The following is a 14,979-nucleotide window of genomic DNA, read 5'->3' as shown; positions in this document are numbered from 1 at the left end:
GGGTTTGGGCAACCTTGCCCAGGTGACATGGGCAACCTTGCCCACCCGGTCCCCTTCTTATCTTCTTCTCTCTTGTTACTTCTCACCAATTAATAAGGTGAGGGATATCTACAGATGAAGGTTTAGAGATGGTATGGAATCGACCAGAGAGCGACGATGAGGACGAAGACGATGTATCGTTCTCTCGGAGGTACTGCATCTACGAAGAGGATCGACTGGCCCAGACCGGCAAAATGAGCACCGGATTAAACGGTCGACGCTGGTTCCGGAGTGAGAATATCATTCCTATCGAACAAGCCCGGGCGCGACGAAAGGCCCAGATATAACGAGGCGAGATGCAGAAACGCCTTCGATCGCTCGCGGATTACCGGGCTCGGAAACAGCGTCGGTACCGAGAACGCCTGGCAATGGCGCTCGTCGAAAAATGCAACTATAGTGGCGCCCGAATCTGAGGGGGAAAGGATCGATTGAAGAGGGCTGCTCCAGTTGCCGCTGCCGGGCCGGGAGGGGCCCACTTCGAAGGACAGGTCGGTGCTCACTACCTGCTTACGATGTTAGCGGGAGGTGCCCCACGAGGGTTGCCTGGTACAATCATCGATTCAGTGGCGTTCCAAAGAGCAGACACTCATCCGCTCGATGATGTTGTCGTGCGAGCCCACGACGCTATCGGCAACGGCGCCATCCAACGCAGTTGCGCAATTGGGTGAAGCAGCTGGCGGACGATCCGCAGCATGCATTCCCCGGCCAGGGCCAGATGAAGCCGGAGCAGTTGGAGATCGCGCAGCTCAAGCGCGAGGTCGCCAAGCTGAGAGCCGAACGGGACATCCTAAAAAAAGCCGCGGCCTACTTCGCGAAGGAATCAACATGAAGTTCGCCTTCATCGCGAAGCACCGGGGGATCTGGCCGGCGGAATGGTTGTGCGGGGCGCTCGGTGTCTCGCGGGGTGGGTTCTATGCCTGGCTGACACGGCCGCGCAGCCAACGCAGCCGGAGCGATGAGGAGTTGGGCGCGAAGGTTCGCGCCAGTTTCCTCGCCAGCGATCGAACCTATGGCGCGAGGCGAGTGTGGCACGACATGTTGGCGGAAGGCGGGTTGTGTGGACTGCATCGGATCGAGCGTTTGATGCGGCTATGCGCGCACTCAACTGCCGGGCTCTGATGATATGGAGTGGATTGATTGGCCTCTTTTGAAGAGAAAAGGCCTTCAACACCTTATTACGGGGTATGAGATACCTGTTATCGAGGTCGACGGTGAACTGGGCGAAATTATAGAAGTTTTCGTTCGAATAAACTCAACCGGCAAAGCGCTCACACGACAAGAGACGCGACATGCCCGTTACTATCGCAGTCCGTTTCTGAAGGAAGCTTCCCGATTAGCAAATAGGTTCAAGAAGCACTTTTTGAAGAATGGAATTTTTACTGCCGGTCAGATTGATCGGATGAAACACGTAGAATTTACGTCAGAGTTGATGTTGTCGCTGGTTCAAGGAGACGTCTTGAACAAAAAGACCGCTTTGGACAGAGTTATGCAAACGAATTCCTTCGACGGTCGTCAACTTAGAAGAGCTACTTCACTGGCAACGACCACGTTGAACCGCGTTTGCTCCCATGGGGGATGCGCGGCCAAACTGACTTGGGACGATTTTACAATCGATCACATCGATCCGTACAGCAGGGGTGGACGGAGTCAGTTGGAGAATGCTGCTCTGATGTGCAGACGGCACAATTCGTCGAAGGGAAACAGGAAAAACCGTAGAGCAGCGGCATAATAGCCATAGATGCTGCAAACGACACTGAGTTGAAGGCTGCGGCAAAAACAGGGGTAATAGATGGCATTTGAGGCCGAGCGTGGGGGCATTCCGTTGCCACTCCACCGCGTCATCCGCACAGATTTTTACATTGATGAGCAACAGCTTCTGCAGTCGGTTGATAATGACCGCCCTCTTCGGAGCTTGAGCGCCGTATGGCTAAAAGACACACAAAGTGTCGGTGGCTTCCTAGGAGAACTCCAACACGTCATGCTGTTCGACGAAGTGGGGCAAGCCTCGCCGGTCAGGAAGAGCATCAATGCATTCGCGTGCTTAGGTGCCATAATGCAGCTACAGAACCGCAATCCAAGGGAGGTGATCGACTACATCGATAGCGTCCGGTTTTCGCCACGTTGGACCAGCGTACAAGAATCCGGAGTCTTTCCACGACCAGCTTTGGCTACGGCAATCTTGCAATCGGACATCGTAATCGAGCGCTCGCCACCAGTCGCCGAAAAGCTACTGAGCTTGGTTCATGGAGCGACCTCTACATCATTGGGGGTGTTGCTAGGGACAAGTTTCACCAATGACCCTTACGTCATGATACTCACCATCCCCGCGGGGATTTTGGTGATGGGTACGGTGCTCGGTATCTCTAGAGGTTTGGAGCGAGGCCTCGCCAAGCGCGTGGAGAAGGCAGTGAATCCGCCTACGCGCCGCACAAAGTCGAAATAGACAAGCGCCAAGGCCCGCTTTCTGGCTTAACCAAGCGGATGATCTCGGTCAGACCCGAGTAAATCGTGGTAGATTGCTCCATGTGAGGCTGGAAAGGAGGCTCTCATGCCCGGTCCGCCGCCTGAACATCCACGTCTAAGTCTGCTCAAGGGGAACCCGGGCAAGCGTCCGGCCCGCTCACCGCCCCAGCCTGCATGTCCTGAGGAATGTCCTCCGCCGCCTCGGCACCTGAACGCCTACGCAAAGGAGGAGTGGCAGAACATTGCGCCCGAGCTGCATCGGCTGAACTTGTTGACTGTTCTCGACATCGGCCCACTCAGCGCCTACTGCAGCGCCGCAGCCCAGCTGCGGCAGGCCGAGGAGGCCATAGAGGAAATGGCGAAACGAGACCCGCGTGGCCATGCCTTGACGATCAAGGGAAGCGCAGGCAGTCAGGTCACCAACCCGCTCCTGCGCATCGCGAGCCAAGCGATGAACGACATGCAGCGCATCGGCGCTCAGTTCGGTCTGACGCCTACCGGACGGCTGAGGCTTTCTGGAGTCAAGCCGCCATCTGCGCCGTCGAAGTTCGACGGGCTGCTTGGATAGCGCCGGCACAGCGCTCAGTCATCTCGACTTCTGCGGCTGGTTCAGCGGTCTGCGGCTGGCATGGCGGCCGAGAGCTGCAGCAGCGACTGCAGGCCGCGCTGAACACCAGAAGGCCGCTTCACCCCTGAAAGCGGACATTTGGGCGCTGGACAGATTTTCCGCAGCTGTTTACCCTGAAAGCTTCGCTAGCGAGGGTAAAAATGAGGAGGGTAAAAATGCGATTGCTTGCGGCGGCAGCTTTGATTTTTGCATTTCATGGACCGGTGATCGCGCAAACGACGCAGTGCCAGTTCGTACCAAAGGCCAGTGATCGCCTTGCATGTTATGACAGGTTGACACCGCCCGAAGCGGCGCCCAAAACCCCGGCCGTGACAGGCAAGACTGCTGCGACAAACTCTCCCGCCGATCAAGCTCAGTTGGTCGACATACTTGCCGTCGAAAACTCAAAACTCGACGGCAAGCTGAAGTCGATCTGCCGCGGCTGCTAGTCAACGCGCCATCGACGATCGAGCAGCTTCGATCAACCAGCAGCCGCCAAGTCCGCGCCGCCGCCCATGCGTTTTTCCGAACCCCGCCGCACCCGACACAGCGGCCGACGCGCGAACCCCCGAAACGGTGTCTGACACCTGAGAACACCTTTGCCAGACCCCGACCGCTCTGTCACCCTCGTGTCGCTATCAAATTGTCAAACCAAAGGGGTTCAGGATCGCAGCGCGCAGTTCATGAATCGTGCGACATGGAGAAACCAAATGTTCAATCGCCGGAACCTCGTGACGCTCATCGTTGGCACAGGCATGCTCATCGTTGGCACCGGCATGCTAGTCACCGCCGGATTTGCTCAGCCAAAAATGCAGCATCACAACGATGGTCACAACCTTCTTGGACCCGAGCTCCACCAAAATGGAAAACATGAGGTCGGCAAAATCGGTCTCAATGCAGTCGTCGCAGAGGTGAGCAACGACAAGGTGGTCGGAATGAGCGTGGGCGACCTGCCGGCGCGAAAAGTCAAGTCGAACAAAAAACTGGCGAGTGGAGACGCCGGTACCGTGAAGATTGCAGCGAATGGTCCGATTCGACTCGCGCAGGTGGAGGTCTATTATGGATACTGTTTTGAAACCGGTATCGACGAGTACTGCTATTGGTATCCTGCCACTGACGTCGTCGTAACAGACGTATGGGTTCCGTACTGAGCGCGCAGGATGGGTCGAGCGACTCGTCCGCCGTAGCTCACCGAGCGTAGGCGGAAGCGATACCCATCTCAGGCCGAAGACCACATCCTACCACACTGTCGAGCTTGAACTGTCCCTCGGAGTGCACCGCCACAATAACGTCAACTGGCATTCCAACGAGTTCGACGATAGCCAATGCAGGAAGATTTGCGAACGCATCAGCGACGTCCGCGGGCGGTCTGAGACATGTTCATAAAAAGTGACGAGTCGCGGGTTGCAGCAGCGACTGAAGGCCGCGCTGAACGCCGGAAGGCCGCTTCACCCCTGAAAGCGGACGTGGAGGGCCCACACCGGCATGTCCGAAAAGTGCTGCCGGACATCGTATCGCTTATTTGGTCAATCTGAACGCCCCGCTATTCAGAGACGGCGGTGTTAGAACTAATCATCATTGTTCTTCGCAGCACTTCAAAAATAACGGCCGTCGACCATCCAAATAATAGCACACCATTCATCGCCGTCATGGGACCAAGCAGCTGCCAGTCCTCCACCGGTATGACATCACCATAGCCGAGTGTCGTGTAGTTCACGAATGCGAAATACACGAGTTTTGAGCCGACGGGCGCAACACCAACAATCAAATAAGCCAGCGACCAAACAATCACTTCGAAAGCATGCGCCGCCATCAAGACCGAAACAGTTGCAGTCATAGTGATGATCAGGAGCAGCGACGGGTGGCTTCTTTTCTTTGCATGCGATGCTTGTACTACACGCACTACCGCGGTCATCACCAACGCATGTATTATAATGTTACAAACACTAACGACGCCGCCTACTAGAAATTGGATCAGCATGACGATCAGGATCTCGTAAAGACGGCAGAGTGCCTATTCGCAAGACGCAAATTAGCATAGGTCAGTTTGAACATGTGAGGGAGTTAATTTAGCTCGGAGATTTCCGCTAATGGGATGGTCCGGCCGTGCTCCTGCCCCACCCGCCAGCAAGGCTGGTAAGGGTGCCAAAGACAAGGCGCCCGACGTCCGCTTTGCCCTCGAAAGCAGACTCCGCCGGAGCGGACGGCCGACAGTCCGCGCAGCGGATCAGCCCCGCCTCGCAGCGCGCCCCGCCCATGCGTTCGATCGACGTCGTCGCTATAGACACCGGCCAGCGAGCGAACGCATCAGCGGCCAACTGGCGTCGCCAAAAATGCCGATCCGGCAAGAATGGCAGCTACGCGCCGCCAGTTCACATGATCCGGCTGACCGAGACCCGCGTGATCACGCCTTACGTATGGGTTCATCCGGACGAGGAATGATAGGCCGAAAAAGCTGCTCCTTTCACTTGTAGTTTACTCAAACCCTTTTCGATCCTCGAAATAATCCCGCTGTGCAAGGGTATACCGTTTGGGGCGATCTCCAAGGGAGGACAAACAATGGTTCGCAAAACGATAATTGCCTTAATGGCGCTGGCTGCAATTGGTTTAGCCACTCCCACGGGAGCTTTCGCTCGCGGCGGCGGTGGCGGTGGCGGTGGAGGCGGCGGTGGCCACGGAGGTGGCGGCATGGGCGGTGGCGGTGGCGGCGGCCACGGTGGCTTTGGTGGCGGCGGCTTTGGCGGCGGCCACGGTGGCTTTGGTGGTGGCGGTTTCCACGGCGGCGGCTTTGGCGGCGGCGGGTTTCACGGAGGTGGTGTTGCCGCCTTCCGTGGGGGAGGCTTTCAGGGCGGCGGGTTTCAAGGACGTAACTTCGCCGTCTTTCACGGTGGCCGCTTTCATGACGGTGGCTTCCGTCATGGGTTCCACAGGCATCGTTTTGTAGTGTTCACCGGTTTCGGCGGCTACCCCTACGACGACGACGACTACTACAACGACGGCTATTACGATGATGGCTATTACGATGATGGCGGCTGCTACCTCGTCCGTCGCCGAGTGCTGACCCATCACGGCTGGCGCATTCGTCGGGTTCAAGTTTGCGGCTAAGCGTTTTGTACGATCAACGCACCCGTCGGCACGAGCAGTCGGGTGCAACGTCCTGCTTGCTCAGATGTGGCAGCCGCGCCGCGAGCCGCACGCGCCCCGCCCATGCGTTCGATCGACGTCGCCGCTACCAGACACCGGCCAACACGATCCACGCACCAGCGGCCGCTGCTAAAGACCGGTTAGCGCATCCAACCGCTTTTGGCTCAAGGTCTGCTTGGCGAGCAGCGCTTTGGCGACCGCCTCGATCCGCGCACGGTGACGGCGCACCAGTGCGCCGGTCATTTTGCGCAGTCGCCTCAGGATCGCACTGCGACGCTTCTCGTTGGAGTAGGTCCAGACGCCAGATGGCAATTGGACATCCGGACATCCGGTGATCTCATCGAGCAGCTGCTCGATCACGAGGCGGTCGTCGCCGTCGCCGCCCAGACATTTTCCGAGCAGGCACGCTTCGGCCTCGGCTCCTGCCATCCGCGCGATGATGTAGCCGTACCAAACCGCGTTGTCGGCCACCCGAAACTTGCCCCGCTGCTCCCATTGATAGAGCGTCAGATAGGGATTGTGGATGATCGCGTGGCCCGCGCTGTCATGATCCATCGCAATCGATGCGCCGCCGCAGGCCAAGGTCAGGACGCGCGCGATCACGGCATGGCCAGCCTCGTGACAGGCGGTATGTTTTGGATCGTTGAGGGCGCGTCGCGGTTTGGCGGCGGGTTTCCGCCGTTTCGGTTTGGCCTCTGCCATATACGACACCTCGCCCGATCGTCGTCGGCAGTCACGCATGCGACAGCAGCGCGATCAACGTCGCGCTACGACAGCGTGTCGTATGAAATCGATCACTTTTCGTTTCACGGCGTTTCAAAATAACCCGGCCAGCGATGGGCTGACCGGGCTGGTCAAATCGGACACAGTGTCCAATTTCGTTCGATCAGGCCGCGAGCCGTTCCTCGATGATCTCGTCGACAGTCTTGCCCCGCTTCGCCTGCCGCACTTTCCGCTCGCGGAAGGTCTCGGCCAGCGCCATAGCGCGCTGGCCTGAGTAACGGCGCGCCTAACCAGTAATTGTCCCTAGGGACAATTGCGCGCTTCGGTTTTGTCGCCTTTTATGGGCGTGCGTATCACCCGAGCCCGATACGCCCTAGGCAACGGTCCCGTAGCTGCCGCCCAGTTGTGGGACTGTTGTTGGGGGGGGCGCGACCACATGCGCACCGAAATCATGAATGGCGTACAGGGAGGCGCTCGTGGGATCGATGGAAGAGTTCATCCACTATGCGAACCTGATCATCGTCAAGCGACAGGTTGCCGATCCGAGCATCACGGACGAACAGCGGCGGATGCTCGCAAGGCTGCTCGCGCTAGAGGAAGCCAAACGCTTTCACGGAAAGGACGACGGTCACACTGAACGCTAGTCCGACTTGGTCAAAGCGGGATTGGTATCAGTCGCAACGGCACCGACCCAGACGCGCTCGTCAGTGCAGGGCCCATGCACTCGGGTTCTGGAATTAGCCAGTGCCGGTTTCCGTCAGCACCGCCCTGATCTCCGCGTCGATCTCGGCAACATCATGCTTGCCCGAACGCGGCGCGCGGGCGGCCCGGCCATGCGTTCGATCGACGTCGGGGCTACCAGACACCGGGCGAGGTGATCGACGCACCAGCGGGCTCGCCTCGCGATATGAGCGCAAAAAAAGGGCGGATCGCTGCCGCCCCTTTCCATATAATCTCGCGTCGTCATCCTTGGTTACTTGCAAATCTTGCCAGCAACAATTCCCATGTATGCCATCCAATCACCCGCATCCTTGTTATTTGACGGTTTGCCTTTAGTAGTGCCATCGATGAATTGAAGTATTTGGATACGTGCTTCTTCGGGTGTCATTCGTGGTGGGCAAAACCGCAAACTTGGGGATTTCTCTGCCATGGATTTGCTGATAGCAATTCCGTATTCGAGTCCTTGGATATATGCTAAACATTTATCCCTAGTCTTTTTTTCCGAACACATTGAGTACAGTGTTTGCGTTGTGAAAGGACCGGTATAGTCATCACCGGTATAGCCCCATTCATTTTGTTGCTCTGCTGACGCAACCGACATGCTTGCGAACATCGCCCCTGCACACGCCATCAAGAAAATCTTTTTCATTTGCTTACCTCCAAAATTTCCGGGGAACCGCTCGATTGCTGGGATTGCCAAGCCAGTGCTAGAGCGTTCCCGATGCCAACGTAAAGCCTACTAAGCGGCTCGACTGGTGAGGAATGACCGTTTCACCTGTGTCGGACGCCGGATCAGGCGGCGAGCAGTGCGGCTTCCGGCTTGTCCTCCGGTGTCTCGTCCAGCGTCTCGCGCAGCGACCGCTCGATGACCATCGCCATCTCGCGCCGCAGGCCGAACTTCTCCCACCGCGCATAGACCGCCGTCACACCCTTGCGGGTATGGGCGAGAATCGCGCCGATCTGTTCAAGCGAATAGCCGGACCTATCGAGAATCGTCGCCGCCGTGCGTCTCAGATCGTGCGGCGTCCATCGCTGCATGCCGAGTCCTTCGACGATGCGCTTGGCCGCTTCGTGCAACTGGTTGCGTCCGCCTACCTGCCTGAACAGCCGCACGTCCGGAGCGCTCTGCAGCGACGGCTGCAGAAGCTCCAGCGCCAAGCCGGTCAGCGGCGTCAGGAACGCGCTCCCGGCCTTCATGCGCTCGGCCGACAGCGACCAGTGCGGACCGTGCGCGCTCGGCCCGGTCAGGTCCCGCAGCTCGCTGCCAACCATGCCCGCCACCATGCCCGGACGCGCCGCTGTGACGAGGATCAGCCGCAGCGCGGTGGCGGCGTCGCGCGAGACCTTGAACCGTTCCGGCTCATCCAGTGCGCGCCAGACCTTCCGAATCTCGTCGCTGCTCAGGAAGCGGGCGCGCGGGGCGATGGCACCGCCGGGAGCCGCAAGGTCGGAGAACGGGTTGACGGTCGTAAACTTGCGACCGGGCTGCCGCGACCATTTGAACAGCGCGTGCAGGATATGCTTGGTCTGGTTGGCCGCTGCCTTCTTGCCGCGCTTGACGGCGATGTCCTTCAGCATATTGGCGGCGTCGTCGTCGGTGATCGAGCACAGCGCCCGGTCGTTCCAGCCGTAGACGCGCCCGATCCGCTCCAGCGTCTTGAGCGTCTTTTTCCCGGAGCGGAGCGAGGCCAGCTTGCCGTCGTCATAGAGCGCGACGACTTCGGCGTAGGTCTTAGTTTTTTTTTCTGCCTCGACGCGCTCGGCCTTGGGCGTTACCGGCGTGCCGCCCGCCGCGATGATCTTGCGGGCGTCGTTCGCCAGTTCGCGCGCTCTGGCCAGCGGCACGTCCGGGTAGCGGCCGAACGTGAGCCATTTGACCTTGCCCGTGCCGCTGTCGCGATAAGCGAAGGCGAACGTCTTGATGTCCTTCGGCGTGATGCGGATGCAGAGGCCGGGGCAGGCGGCGTCGCCGATGGCGTACTGGGTAGCGCGCGGCTGGTAGGACCGGAGGCCGGTGTCGGTGAGCTTCACTTTCATGATGACGTCTCTCAGGGCTGCTGTTAGCGTGGCTAACAAAAAGGGCGATACACTATGGTACGCTGAGTGACGACAAGACAAGGTCGAGATACGTCCGAAAGCCTATAACTAAAGGGGTTTCCTAGTCCCACACCGTATCAGGCCGTCACACTGCGTATCTCAAATTTATTTAGCTGACGCTAATCCGCCCTTGCGAGCTTCTACACGGTGTCAAAGCAGGGAAGCGATGCCGGCCCGTCACCGCCCCGGCGAACCGACCCGGTAGTTGAGGCCGAGCATCACGGAATCGATCCGATGACCGATCCGGACCGGCACCGGCGACGGATTAGTGCTGAGTGTCGTATCGAGCGTGCCGGATCCAAAATCCATGTGGCTGTATTCGGCGAAGACCGACCAATTCGTCGCGATCAGGTATTCGAGGCCGGCACCGGCCGTCCAGCCGGTGCGCGTCTCCGCCCCGGTGTAAGTGTTCGTAAGACCCATTGCGGTGATCGAATAATTCAGGTCCGAACGCACCCATGCCGCGCCGCCTTTGGCGTAGACCAACAGTTGCGGCAGGGCCACATAGCCGACACGCGCCGTCGCGGTCGCCACCCATGACGCGCGCGAACTCAGATCGTAGATGTCACCAAACTGCGGGTCGCTGGGGCCGGGCACGACGTGATTGCGGCCCTTGAAGTCGGTGGCGTCAAACATGCCCTGCGCGCCGACCACCCAATTGCCCGCCTGATAGTCGCAGCCGATCTGGCCGCCGCCCATGGCGCCCGTCGCACGTTCGGACCCCAGATCAATATTTGGACGCGAGCTTAGGGCGAGCCTCGGATCGACGTCGGTAAAGCTGTCGCGGTGCTCGCCGCCGCCGGCATTGGCGCCGATATAACAGCCCGTCCAGGTGTAGATGGGCGCCATGGCCGGCGCCTTCATCGACATCGAGGTCCGCAGATCGGCAGCGTCCGACGGCCCGCTTGCAATGCCGGCAACGAGCGCAATACCCAACAGAAGCAGCTTTTGCATGAGACCCCGACCAATCCTGTAAACGGCAGCCGCTGTTGGCATGCCCAGCGCGACTCTTTCGCGCTCGCGGAATTACGCTAATCGGCGCCGCGGAATCGGTCTTGGACCATGCGGAAACAACGGCAGGACTGGACGGAACTGGCGGAAGTTTAATTGTTGTGTTGCCGCGATGCCGCATGGCCTAGAGTGGCGCAGCAACGGAATCGATTCATGAATTCCCCGCCGGGCAACTTCTTCAGATTATCGACGGATCAGTTTGCGGAGCGGGATCGTGTCGAGGCTGCGCGCGAATTGATCGGGCGGTCGCTGATGAAGATGGAATTCGATCTGCTGCCCGATGTTCCCTTCAATATAGAGATGGTGTTCCGGGTGCTGCCCGATTTCGGCCTCGCGTCCGGCACCTGTTCCGCGATGGATTGCCTGCGCACGGCGCAGATGATCGAGAGCGACGACCTCATTCTGACGGTCGCACTATCCGGCGGCAGCGTTCTTCATGTACGCGACAGCGAAATCCCAATCGGCGGCGGCATGGCCGCGCTCACGCGCACGACCGACGTCAGCCGCTGCGCCATTCATTCGACCTCCGAATTCGTCAACTTCCGTCTTCCCTTCGACAAGATCGCGCCGATGATCGCCGATCTTGACGCTGCCGCGATGCGGCCGATTCCGGCAGACACCGAGGCGTTGCGGTTACTGGTGCATTACGCCAGCGCGTTGAAGAACGAGGCCATGCTGGCGACGCCGGAGCTCCAAAGCCTGATCTCCAGCCATCTGCAGGATCTGGCGGTGCTGGCGATCGGTGGGACGCGCGATGCCGAAATGATCGCAAGCCACCGCGGCATTCCCGCCGCGCGGCTGCGGGCGATCAAGGCCGACATTGTCAGGAATTTTGCCGACCGCGATCTCTCGATCGATGCCGTCGCGCTGCGCAACGGCATCACACCGCGCTACGTCAGCATGCTGCTCGAGAGCGATGCGACGACGTTTTCCGAATTCGTGCTGGCCCAGCGGCTTCATCGGGCGCATCAGATGCTGACCGGCCAACGATGGTCGAACCGAACCGTGAGTTCGGTTGCGTTCGATGCTGGTTTTGGCGACCTGTCGTATTTCAATCGGGCCTTCCGCCGGCGCTATGGCGCGACACCCTCCGACGTCCGCAACAAGGCGCGACGCGAGCAGTGAGGCTTGGGTACTCGAACGGCGGAAGAGCTTCATCATCTTGTTCGCAAGCGCGCCACGTCCGGCGGACGGCCTGCTCGATGCAGAAAACAACCCAATGTTGCAATGGAGCCACAGGCAGTTCGTTCCGGCTGTGACTATGATGCTACGGCGGGGGCCTTGGATTCGGAGGGCGTCTTCCTGGCGGCAGATCGGACATCGCCAGCACTGGGAATGTAGTGGGAATGAAACAGGTTGTTCTGGCCGGCACGGTGCTGCTGGCGACGGCGATCGGAGCTAACGCCGCCGATCTTCCGGTCAAGGCGTTCTTCAAGGCGCATCCTGTGCCTCCCTGGAGCTGGAGCGGCTTCTACGCCGGCGTCAACGCCGGGTACAGTTTTGGCAACGATACTTCGACGAGAATTTTGTCGGCGCTGCCCAGCTCCCGGGCGTCGGCCATGTTCTGCCGCGCGGGGCCGTGGCCGGCGGTTAGCTCGGCTACAACTGGCAGTTGGGTCATGTGGTGCTGGGCGTCGAAGCCGACGGACAGTGGACCGGTCAGCGGGATACCGGCTGCGGCGGCCTCGAATGTGTTCTCAACTTCAACGGCGAGGTCGGGGCCTTTTCGATGCGCCATGAGCTCAATTGGTTCGCGACCGCGCGCGGCCGGGTGGGCTTGGCCAACGAGGGCTACCTGATCTATGCCACGGGCGGCGCGGCGTGGGCCGGGGTGCGCGAGACGGCGATGGGCCAGATCGATGAGGCGCGCGGCGAAGTCGCCGTGAACAATGTGCTCACCGGCTGGGCGCTGGGCGGCGGCATCGAGGCGCGGCTGTGGGGCAATTGGAGCGCCAAGGTCGAGTATTTGCATCTCGACTTCAACGGCACGACCACGACGAGCCACATCGTCGGAGGACCCGTCGCCGGCGTCAGCTTTGATGTCATGAGTTTGGCCAAGACCCGCGTCACCGACGACATCGCCCGCGTCGGTCTGAACTATGGATTCTGGAACACGCCGGCGGTGGCTCCCGCGCCGATCGATCCATCGGCCGCGGCGTGGCGCTGGACCGGCTTCTATCTCGGCATCAACGGCGGCTATGGCACCGGCAACACCACGTTCCAGCAAACCAATTTCATCGATCCTGCGGTGCTGCCGCCGGGACCCGGCATCACCAATAATGTCTCCTCGTTTGCCCCCCAGAAGCTCGGACCGTGGGGCGGCCTGGCTGGCGGCCAGGGCGGTTTCAACTGGCAGATCGAGCATGTCGTTGTCGGCGTCGAGGCCGACGCGCAATGGACCCGTCAGGATGACGTCGGCTGCGGCCAGGCTTGCATCTCCGGCGATAGCGAGGCGCAGCGGCTCAACTGGTTTGCAACCGCGCGAGCCCGCCTCGGCTGGGCCAACGACGGTTATCTGTTCTACGTGACTGGCGGCGGCGCCTGGGGCGAGATCGAACAGACCAGCACGTTGGTATCCAGCGACATTTTCACCCTGCATTCGAAGCAGACCCGCAGCGGCTGGGTCGGCGGTGGCGGCATCGAAGCCCGGCTTGTCGGCAACTGGACCGTCAAAGCCGAATATCTTCATCTCGATCTCGGCAGCACCACCAACTCGCTTGCGGTCACTGACATTTTCTATAACTCGTTCTCGGTCAAATCTTCGTTCCGGGACGACATCTTCCGCGCCGGCTTGAACTACAAGCTGGGTGCAAACTAGAGCGTTTTCACGCGAAAGCCTGCCCCGCACTTGAAACGGGGGCAGGTGACCTTGCCCCCAAGTTTTATCCAATCCCGAGTTCGCTCGTGGCGTTTGGGTTGCCCGGTTGGACGGTGGTAGCGACGGGAGCTGGCGCGGAGCCATCGGCATAGCGCAGCGCCAGATCCCGGCGCGGATTGCAGGTGAAGGCGTACTCGGAAGGTGTCTTCCATCCGAGCTGAGAATGGGGGCGTGAGCCGTTGTAGTCGGCGCGCCAGCATCCAAGGGCAACGCGAGCCTGCGCCAGCGAAGAGAACAGCGTTTCGTTTAACAATTCATCCCGTAGCCGGCCGTTAAAGCTCTCGATGAAGGCGTTCTGCATGGGTTTGCCCGGCGCGATGTAATGCCATTCGACGCGGGCTTGGTCCGCCCATGTGAGGATGGCGTTACTGGTAAGCTCGCTGCCATTGTCGCTGACGATCATCTTCGGCTTGCCGCGCTCGATCATCAGCCGATCCAGTTCCCGCGCCACGCGGACCCCGGAGAGCGAGGTGTCGGCCACCAGCGCCAGGCTTTCTCGGGTGCAGTCATCGACGATGGTCAGGATGCGGAAGCGGCGGCAGTCGGTGAGTTGATCCGACACGAAGTCGAGCGACCAGCGTTCGTTGGGCGCCATCGGAACCAGCATCGGCGCCCTGGTTCCGATGGCCCGCTTGCGGCCGCCACGGCGGCGCACCGCCAGCTTCTCCTCACGATAGAGCCGGAACAGCCTCTTGTGGTTGATCACGTAGCCCTCCCGCTTGAGCAGAACATGCAGGCGTCGGTAGCCGAAACGGCGGCGTTCCTGGGCGATCGCCTTCATGCGCTGACGAATGCCGGCATCATCCGCCCGGGTCGTCTGATATCTCATGGTCATGCGGCAGCAGCCGATGGCTTTACACGCCCGCCGTTCGCTCATCCCGTGGGCTTCCACCAGATGAGCGACAGCTTTCCGCTTCCCCGCGGGCGTCACCATTTCTTTCCCAGGAGATCCTTCAGCGCCACATTATCCAGCATGGCGTCAGCCAGAAGCCGCTTCAGCTTCGCGTTCTCGTCCTCCAGCGACCGCAGCCGCTTGGCCTCAGAGACGTCCAGCCCTCCGAATTTGGCCTTCCATTTGTAGATGCTGGCGTCGCTGACGCCATGCTTGCGGCAGAGATCGGCGACCGGGACCCCGGCCTCGTGCTCCTTCAAAATCCCGATGATCTGTTCTTCTGTAAATCGATTGCGCTTCATGCTCTGGTCCTCGTCTTGGGCCAGAGCGAACTTCAAACTGGATTAAGCCCGAGGGGCAAGGTCACAGGTTCTCGCCCGTGTCGTCTGGAGTGCATGACGACCG

General features: G+C 60.0%; 18 protein-coding genes and 1 pseudogene. 11 read left to right on the top strand and 8 right to left on the bottom strand.

Annotated features, from left to right (window positions below):
* Positions 1–679 precede the first annotated feature (679 nt).
* The 6 genes and pseudogenes from NL528_RS06675 to NL528_RS06655 form a co-directional block, all read left to right on the top strand.
* A pseudogene (locus tag NL528_RS06675) lies at positions 680–1,128 on the top strand (IS3 family transposase); the annotation flags it as partial.
* A gap of 34 nt (positions 1,129–1,162) precedes the next feature.
* A complete protein-coding gene (locus tag NL528_RS46955) occupies positions 1,163–1,768 on the top strand; it encodes an HNH endonuclease (RefSeq protein ID WP_375143987.1) in 606 nt (201 codons plus the stop codon).
* 60 nt (positions 1,769–1,828) lie between these two features.
* Positions 1,829–2,482 (top strand): hypothetical protein, encoded by a 654-nt coding sequence (locus tag NL528_RS06670; RefSeq protein ID WP_309181903.1) that lies wholly within the window; start codon positions 1,829–1,831, stop codon positions 2,480–2,482.
* Positions 2,483–2,587: 105 nt separating this feature from the next.
* Positions 2,588–3,070: a phage terminase small subunit P27 family gene (locus NL528_RS06665; RefSeq protein WP_309181902.1), complete on the top strand. Its 483-nt coding sequence runs from the start codon at positions 2,588–2,590 to the stop codon at positions 3,068–3,070.
* Between the two features lie 215 nt (positions 3,071–3,285).
* Positions 3,286–3,558, top strand: a complete 273-nt coding sequence (locus NL528_RS06660) for a hypothetical protein (RefSeq protein WP_309181901.1) — start codon at positions 3,286–3,288, stop codon at positions 3,556–3,558.
* Positions 3,559–3,819: 261 nt separating this feature from the next.
* Complete coding sequence (locus NL528_RS06655; protein WP_309181899.1) at positions 3,820–4,260, top strand: hypothetical protein; 441 nt, start codon at positions 3,820–3,822, stop codon at positions 4,258–4,260.
* A gap of 392 nt (positions 4,261–4,652) precedes the next feature.
* Here the strand turns inward: NL528_RS06655 and NL528_RS06650 are convergent, their stop codons facing one another.
* On the bottom strand, positions 4,653–5,090 hold the full coding sequence (locus tag NL528_RS06650) for a potassium channel family protein (RefSeq protein WP_309181897.1): 438 nt from the start codon (positions 5,088–5,090) through the stop codon (positions 4,653–4,655).
* A 275-nt stretch (positions 5,091–5,365) separates the two neighbouring features.
* Here NL528_RS06650 and NL528_RS06645 point away from each other — a divergent pair, with 275 nt between their 5' ends.
* Positions 5,366–5,551 (top strand): hypothetical protein, encoded by a 186-nt coding sequence (locus tag NL528_RS06645; RefSeq protein WP_309181896.1) that lies wholly within the window; start codon positions 5,366–5,368, stop codon positions 5,549–5,551.
* A 117-nt stretch (positions 5,552–5,668) separates the two neighbouring features.
* A complete protein-coding gene (locus NL528_RS06640) occupies positions 5,669–6,214 on the top strand; it encodes a hypothetical protein (protein ID WP_309181895.1) in 546 nt (181 codons plus the stop codon).
* 168 nt (positions 6,215–6,382) lie between these two features.
* Here the strand turns inward: NL528_RS06640 and NL528_RS06635 are convergent, their stop codons facing one another.
* Complete coding sequence (locus tag NL528_RS06635; RefSeq protein WP_309181894.1) at positions 6,383–6,955, bottom strand: hypothetical protein; 573 nt, start codon at positions 6,953–6,955, stop codon at positions 6,383–6,385.
* A 476-nt stretch (positions 6,956–7,431) separates the two neighbouring features.
* On the opposite strand from NL528_RS06635, the gene NL528_RS06630 reads away from it, so the two are divergent.
* Complete coding sequence (locus NL528_RS06630; RefSeq protein ID WP_309181893.1) at positions 7,432–7,620, top strand: hypothetical protein; 189 nt, start codon at positions 7,432–7,434, stop codon at positions 7,618–7,620.
* Positions 7,621–7,713: 93 nt separating this feature from the next.
* Here NL528_RS06630 and NL528_RS06625 read toward each other — a convergent pair whose 3' ends face one another.
* From NL528_RS06625 to NL528_RS06610, 4 genes are all read right to left on the bottom strand, one after another.
* Positions 7,714–7,863 (bottom strand): hypothetical protein, encoded by a 150-nt coding sequence (locus tag NL528_RS06625; protein ID WP_309181892.1) that lies wholly within the window; start codon positions 7,861–7,863, stop codon positions 7,714–7,716.
* An 86-nt stretch (positions 7,864–7,949) separates the two neighbouring features.
* Positions 7,950–8,345 (bottom strand): hypothetical protein, encoded by a 396-nt coding sequence (locus tag NL528_RS06620; protein WP_309181891.1) that lies wholly within the window; start codon positions 8,343–8,345, stop codon positions 7,950–7,952.
* A 143-nt stretch (positions 8,346–8,488) separates the two neighbouring features.
* Positions 8,489–9,733 carry an integrase family protein gene (locus NL528_RS06615; protein ID WP_309181890.1) on the bottom strand — a complete coding sequence of 415 codons (1,245 nt, stop codon included), beginning with the start codon at positions 9,731–9,733 and terminating at the stop codon, positions 8,489–8,491.
* Positions 9,734–9,970: 237 nt separating this feature from the next.
* On the bottom strand, positions 9,971–10,747 hold the full coding sequence (locus NL528_RS06610; protein WP_309181889.1) for an outer membrane beta-barrel protein: 777 nt from the start codon (positions 10,745–10,747) through the stop codon (positions 9,971–9,973).
* A gap of 210 nt (positions 10,748–10,957) precedes the next feature.
* Between NL528_RS06610 and NL528_RS06605 the strand changes: the two genes are divergently transcribed.
* The gene (locus NL528_RS06605) at positions 10,958–11,929 is read left to right on the top strand and encodes an AraC family transcriptional regulator (RefSeq protein WP_309181888.1); all 972 of its coding nucleotides are present in this window, start codon (positions 10,958–10,960) and stop codon (positions 11,927–11,929) included.
* Between the two features lie 346 nt (positions 11,930–12,275).
* Here NL528_RS06605 and NL528_RS06600 read toward each other — a convergent pair whose 3' ends face one another.
* Complete coding sequence (locus tag NL528_RS06600; protein ID WP_309185370.1) at positions 12,276–12,542, bottom strand: hypothetical protein; 267 nt, start codon at positions 12,540–12,542, stop codon at positions 12,276–12,278.
* Between NL528_RS06600 and NL528_RS06595 the strand changes: the two genes are divergently transcribed.
* Entirely contained in the window at positions 12,426–13,622 is a 1,197-nt protein-coding gene (locus tag NL528_RS06595) for an outer membrane beta-barrel protein (protein WP_309181887.1), read from the top strand. The two genes, NL528_RS06600 and NL528_RS06595, sit on opposite strands and share 117 nt — an antisense overlap.
* Before the next feature lie 64 nt (positions 13,623–13,686).
* Here NL528_RS06595 and NL528_RS06590 read toward each other — a convergent pair.
* Positions 13,687–14,876, bottom strand: a protein-coding gene (locus NL528_RS06590) for an IS3 family transposase (RefSeq protein ID WP_375143898.1) whose coding sequence is annotated in 2 segments (ribosomal slippage) — positions 13,687–14,627 and positions 14,627–14,876 — 1,191 coding nt in all. Because the reading frame shifts where the segments join, the coding sequence is not laid out codon by codon here.
* Positions 14,877–14,979: the final 103 nt, after the last annotated feature.

Origin of the sequence: Bradyrhizobium sp. Ash2021 (assembly GCF_031202265.1) — a bacterium.
Taxonomy (GTDB): Bacteria; Pseudomonadota; Alphaproteobacteria; order Rhizobiales; family Xanthobacteraceae; genus Bradyrhizobium.
Note: the sequence above shows the minus strand (reverse complement) of the source record. Positions and strands in the feature narration are given on the sequence as shown.

What these genes read in the sequence shown, in the direction of transcription:
- NL528_RS46955 (WP_375143987.1), top strand. Translation starts at nt 1,163, where the DNA reads ATGGAGTGGATTGATTGGCCTCTTTTGAAGAGAAAAGGCCTTCAACAC.
- NL528_RS06670 (WP_309181903.1), top strand. Translation starts at nt 1,829, where the DNA reads ATGGCATTTGAGGCCGAGCGTGGGGGCATTCCGTTGCCACTCCACCGC.
- NL528_RS06665 (WP_309181902.1), top strand. Translation starts at nt 2,588, where the DNA reads ATGCCCGGTCCGCCGCCTGAACATCCACGTCTAAGTCTGCTCAAGGGG.
- NL528_RS06660 (WP_309181901.1), top strand. Translation starts at nt 3,286, where the DNA reads ATGCGATTGCTTGCGGCGGCAGCTTTGATTTTTGCATTTCATGGACCG.
- NL528_RS06655 (WP_309181899.1), top strand. Translation starts at nt 3,820, where the DNA reads ATGTTCAATCGCCGGAACCTCGTGACGCTCATCGTTGGCACAGGCATG.
- NL528_RS06650 (WP_309181897.1), bottom strand. Translation starts at nt 5,090, where the DNA reads ATGCTGATCCAATTTCTAGTAGGCGGCGTCGTTAGTGTTTGTAACATT.
- NL528_RS06645 (WP_309181896.1), top strand. Translation starts at nt 5,366, where the DNA reads ATGCGTTCGATCGACGTCGTCGCTATAGACACCGGCCAGCGAGCGAAC.
- NL528_RS06640 (WP_309181895.1), top strand. Translation starts at nt 5,669, where the DNA reads ATGGTTCGCAAAACGATAATTGCCTTAATGGCGCTGGCTGCAATTGGT.
- NL528_RS06635 (WP_309181894.1), bottom strand. Translation starts at nt 6,955, where the DNA reads ATGGCAGAGGCCAAACCGAAACGGCGGAAACCCGCCGCCAAACCGCGA.
- NL528_RS06630 (WP_309181893.1), top strand. Translation starts at nt 7,432, where the DNA reads ATGGCGTACAGGGAGGCGCTCGTGGGATCGATGGAAGAGTTCATCCAC.
- NL528_RS06620 (WP_309181891.1), bottom strand. Translation starts at nt 8,345, where the DNA reads ATGAAAAAGATTTTCTTGATGGCGTGTGCAGGGGCGATGTTCGCAAGC.
- NL528_RS06615 (WP_309181890.1), bottom strand. Translation starts at nt 9,733, where the DNA reads ATGAAAGTGAAGCTCACCGACACCGGCCTCCGGTCCTACCAGCCGCGC.
- NL528_RS06610 (WP_309181889.1), bottom strand. Translation starts at nt 10,747, where the DNA reads ATGCAAAAGCTGCTTCTGTTGGGTATTGCGCTCGTTGCCGGCATTGCA.
- NL528_RS06605 (WP_309181888.1), top strand. Translation starts at nt 10,958, where the DNA reads ATGAATTCCCCGCCGGGCAACTTCTTCAGATTATCGACGGATCAGTTT.
- NL528_RS06600 (WP_309185370.1), bottom strand. Translation starts at nt 12,542, where the DNA reads ATGGCGCATCGAAAAGGCCCCGACCTCGCCGTTGAAGTTGAGAACACA.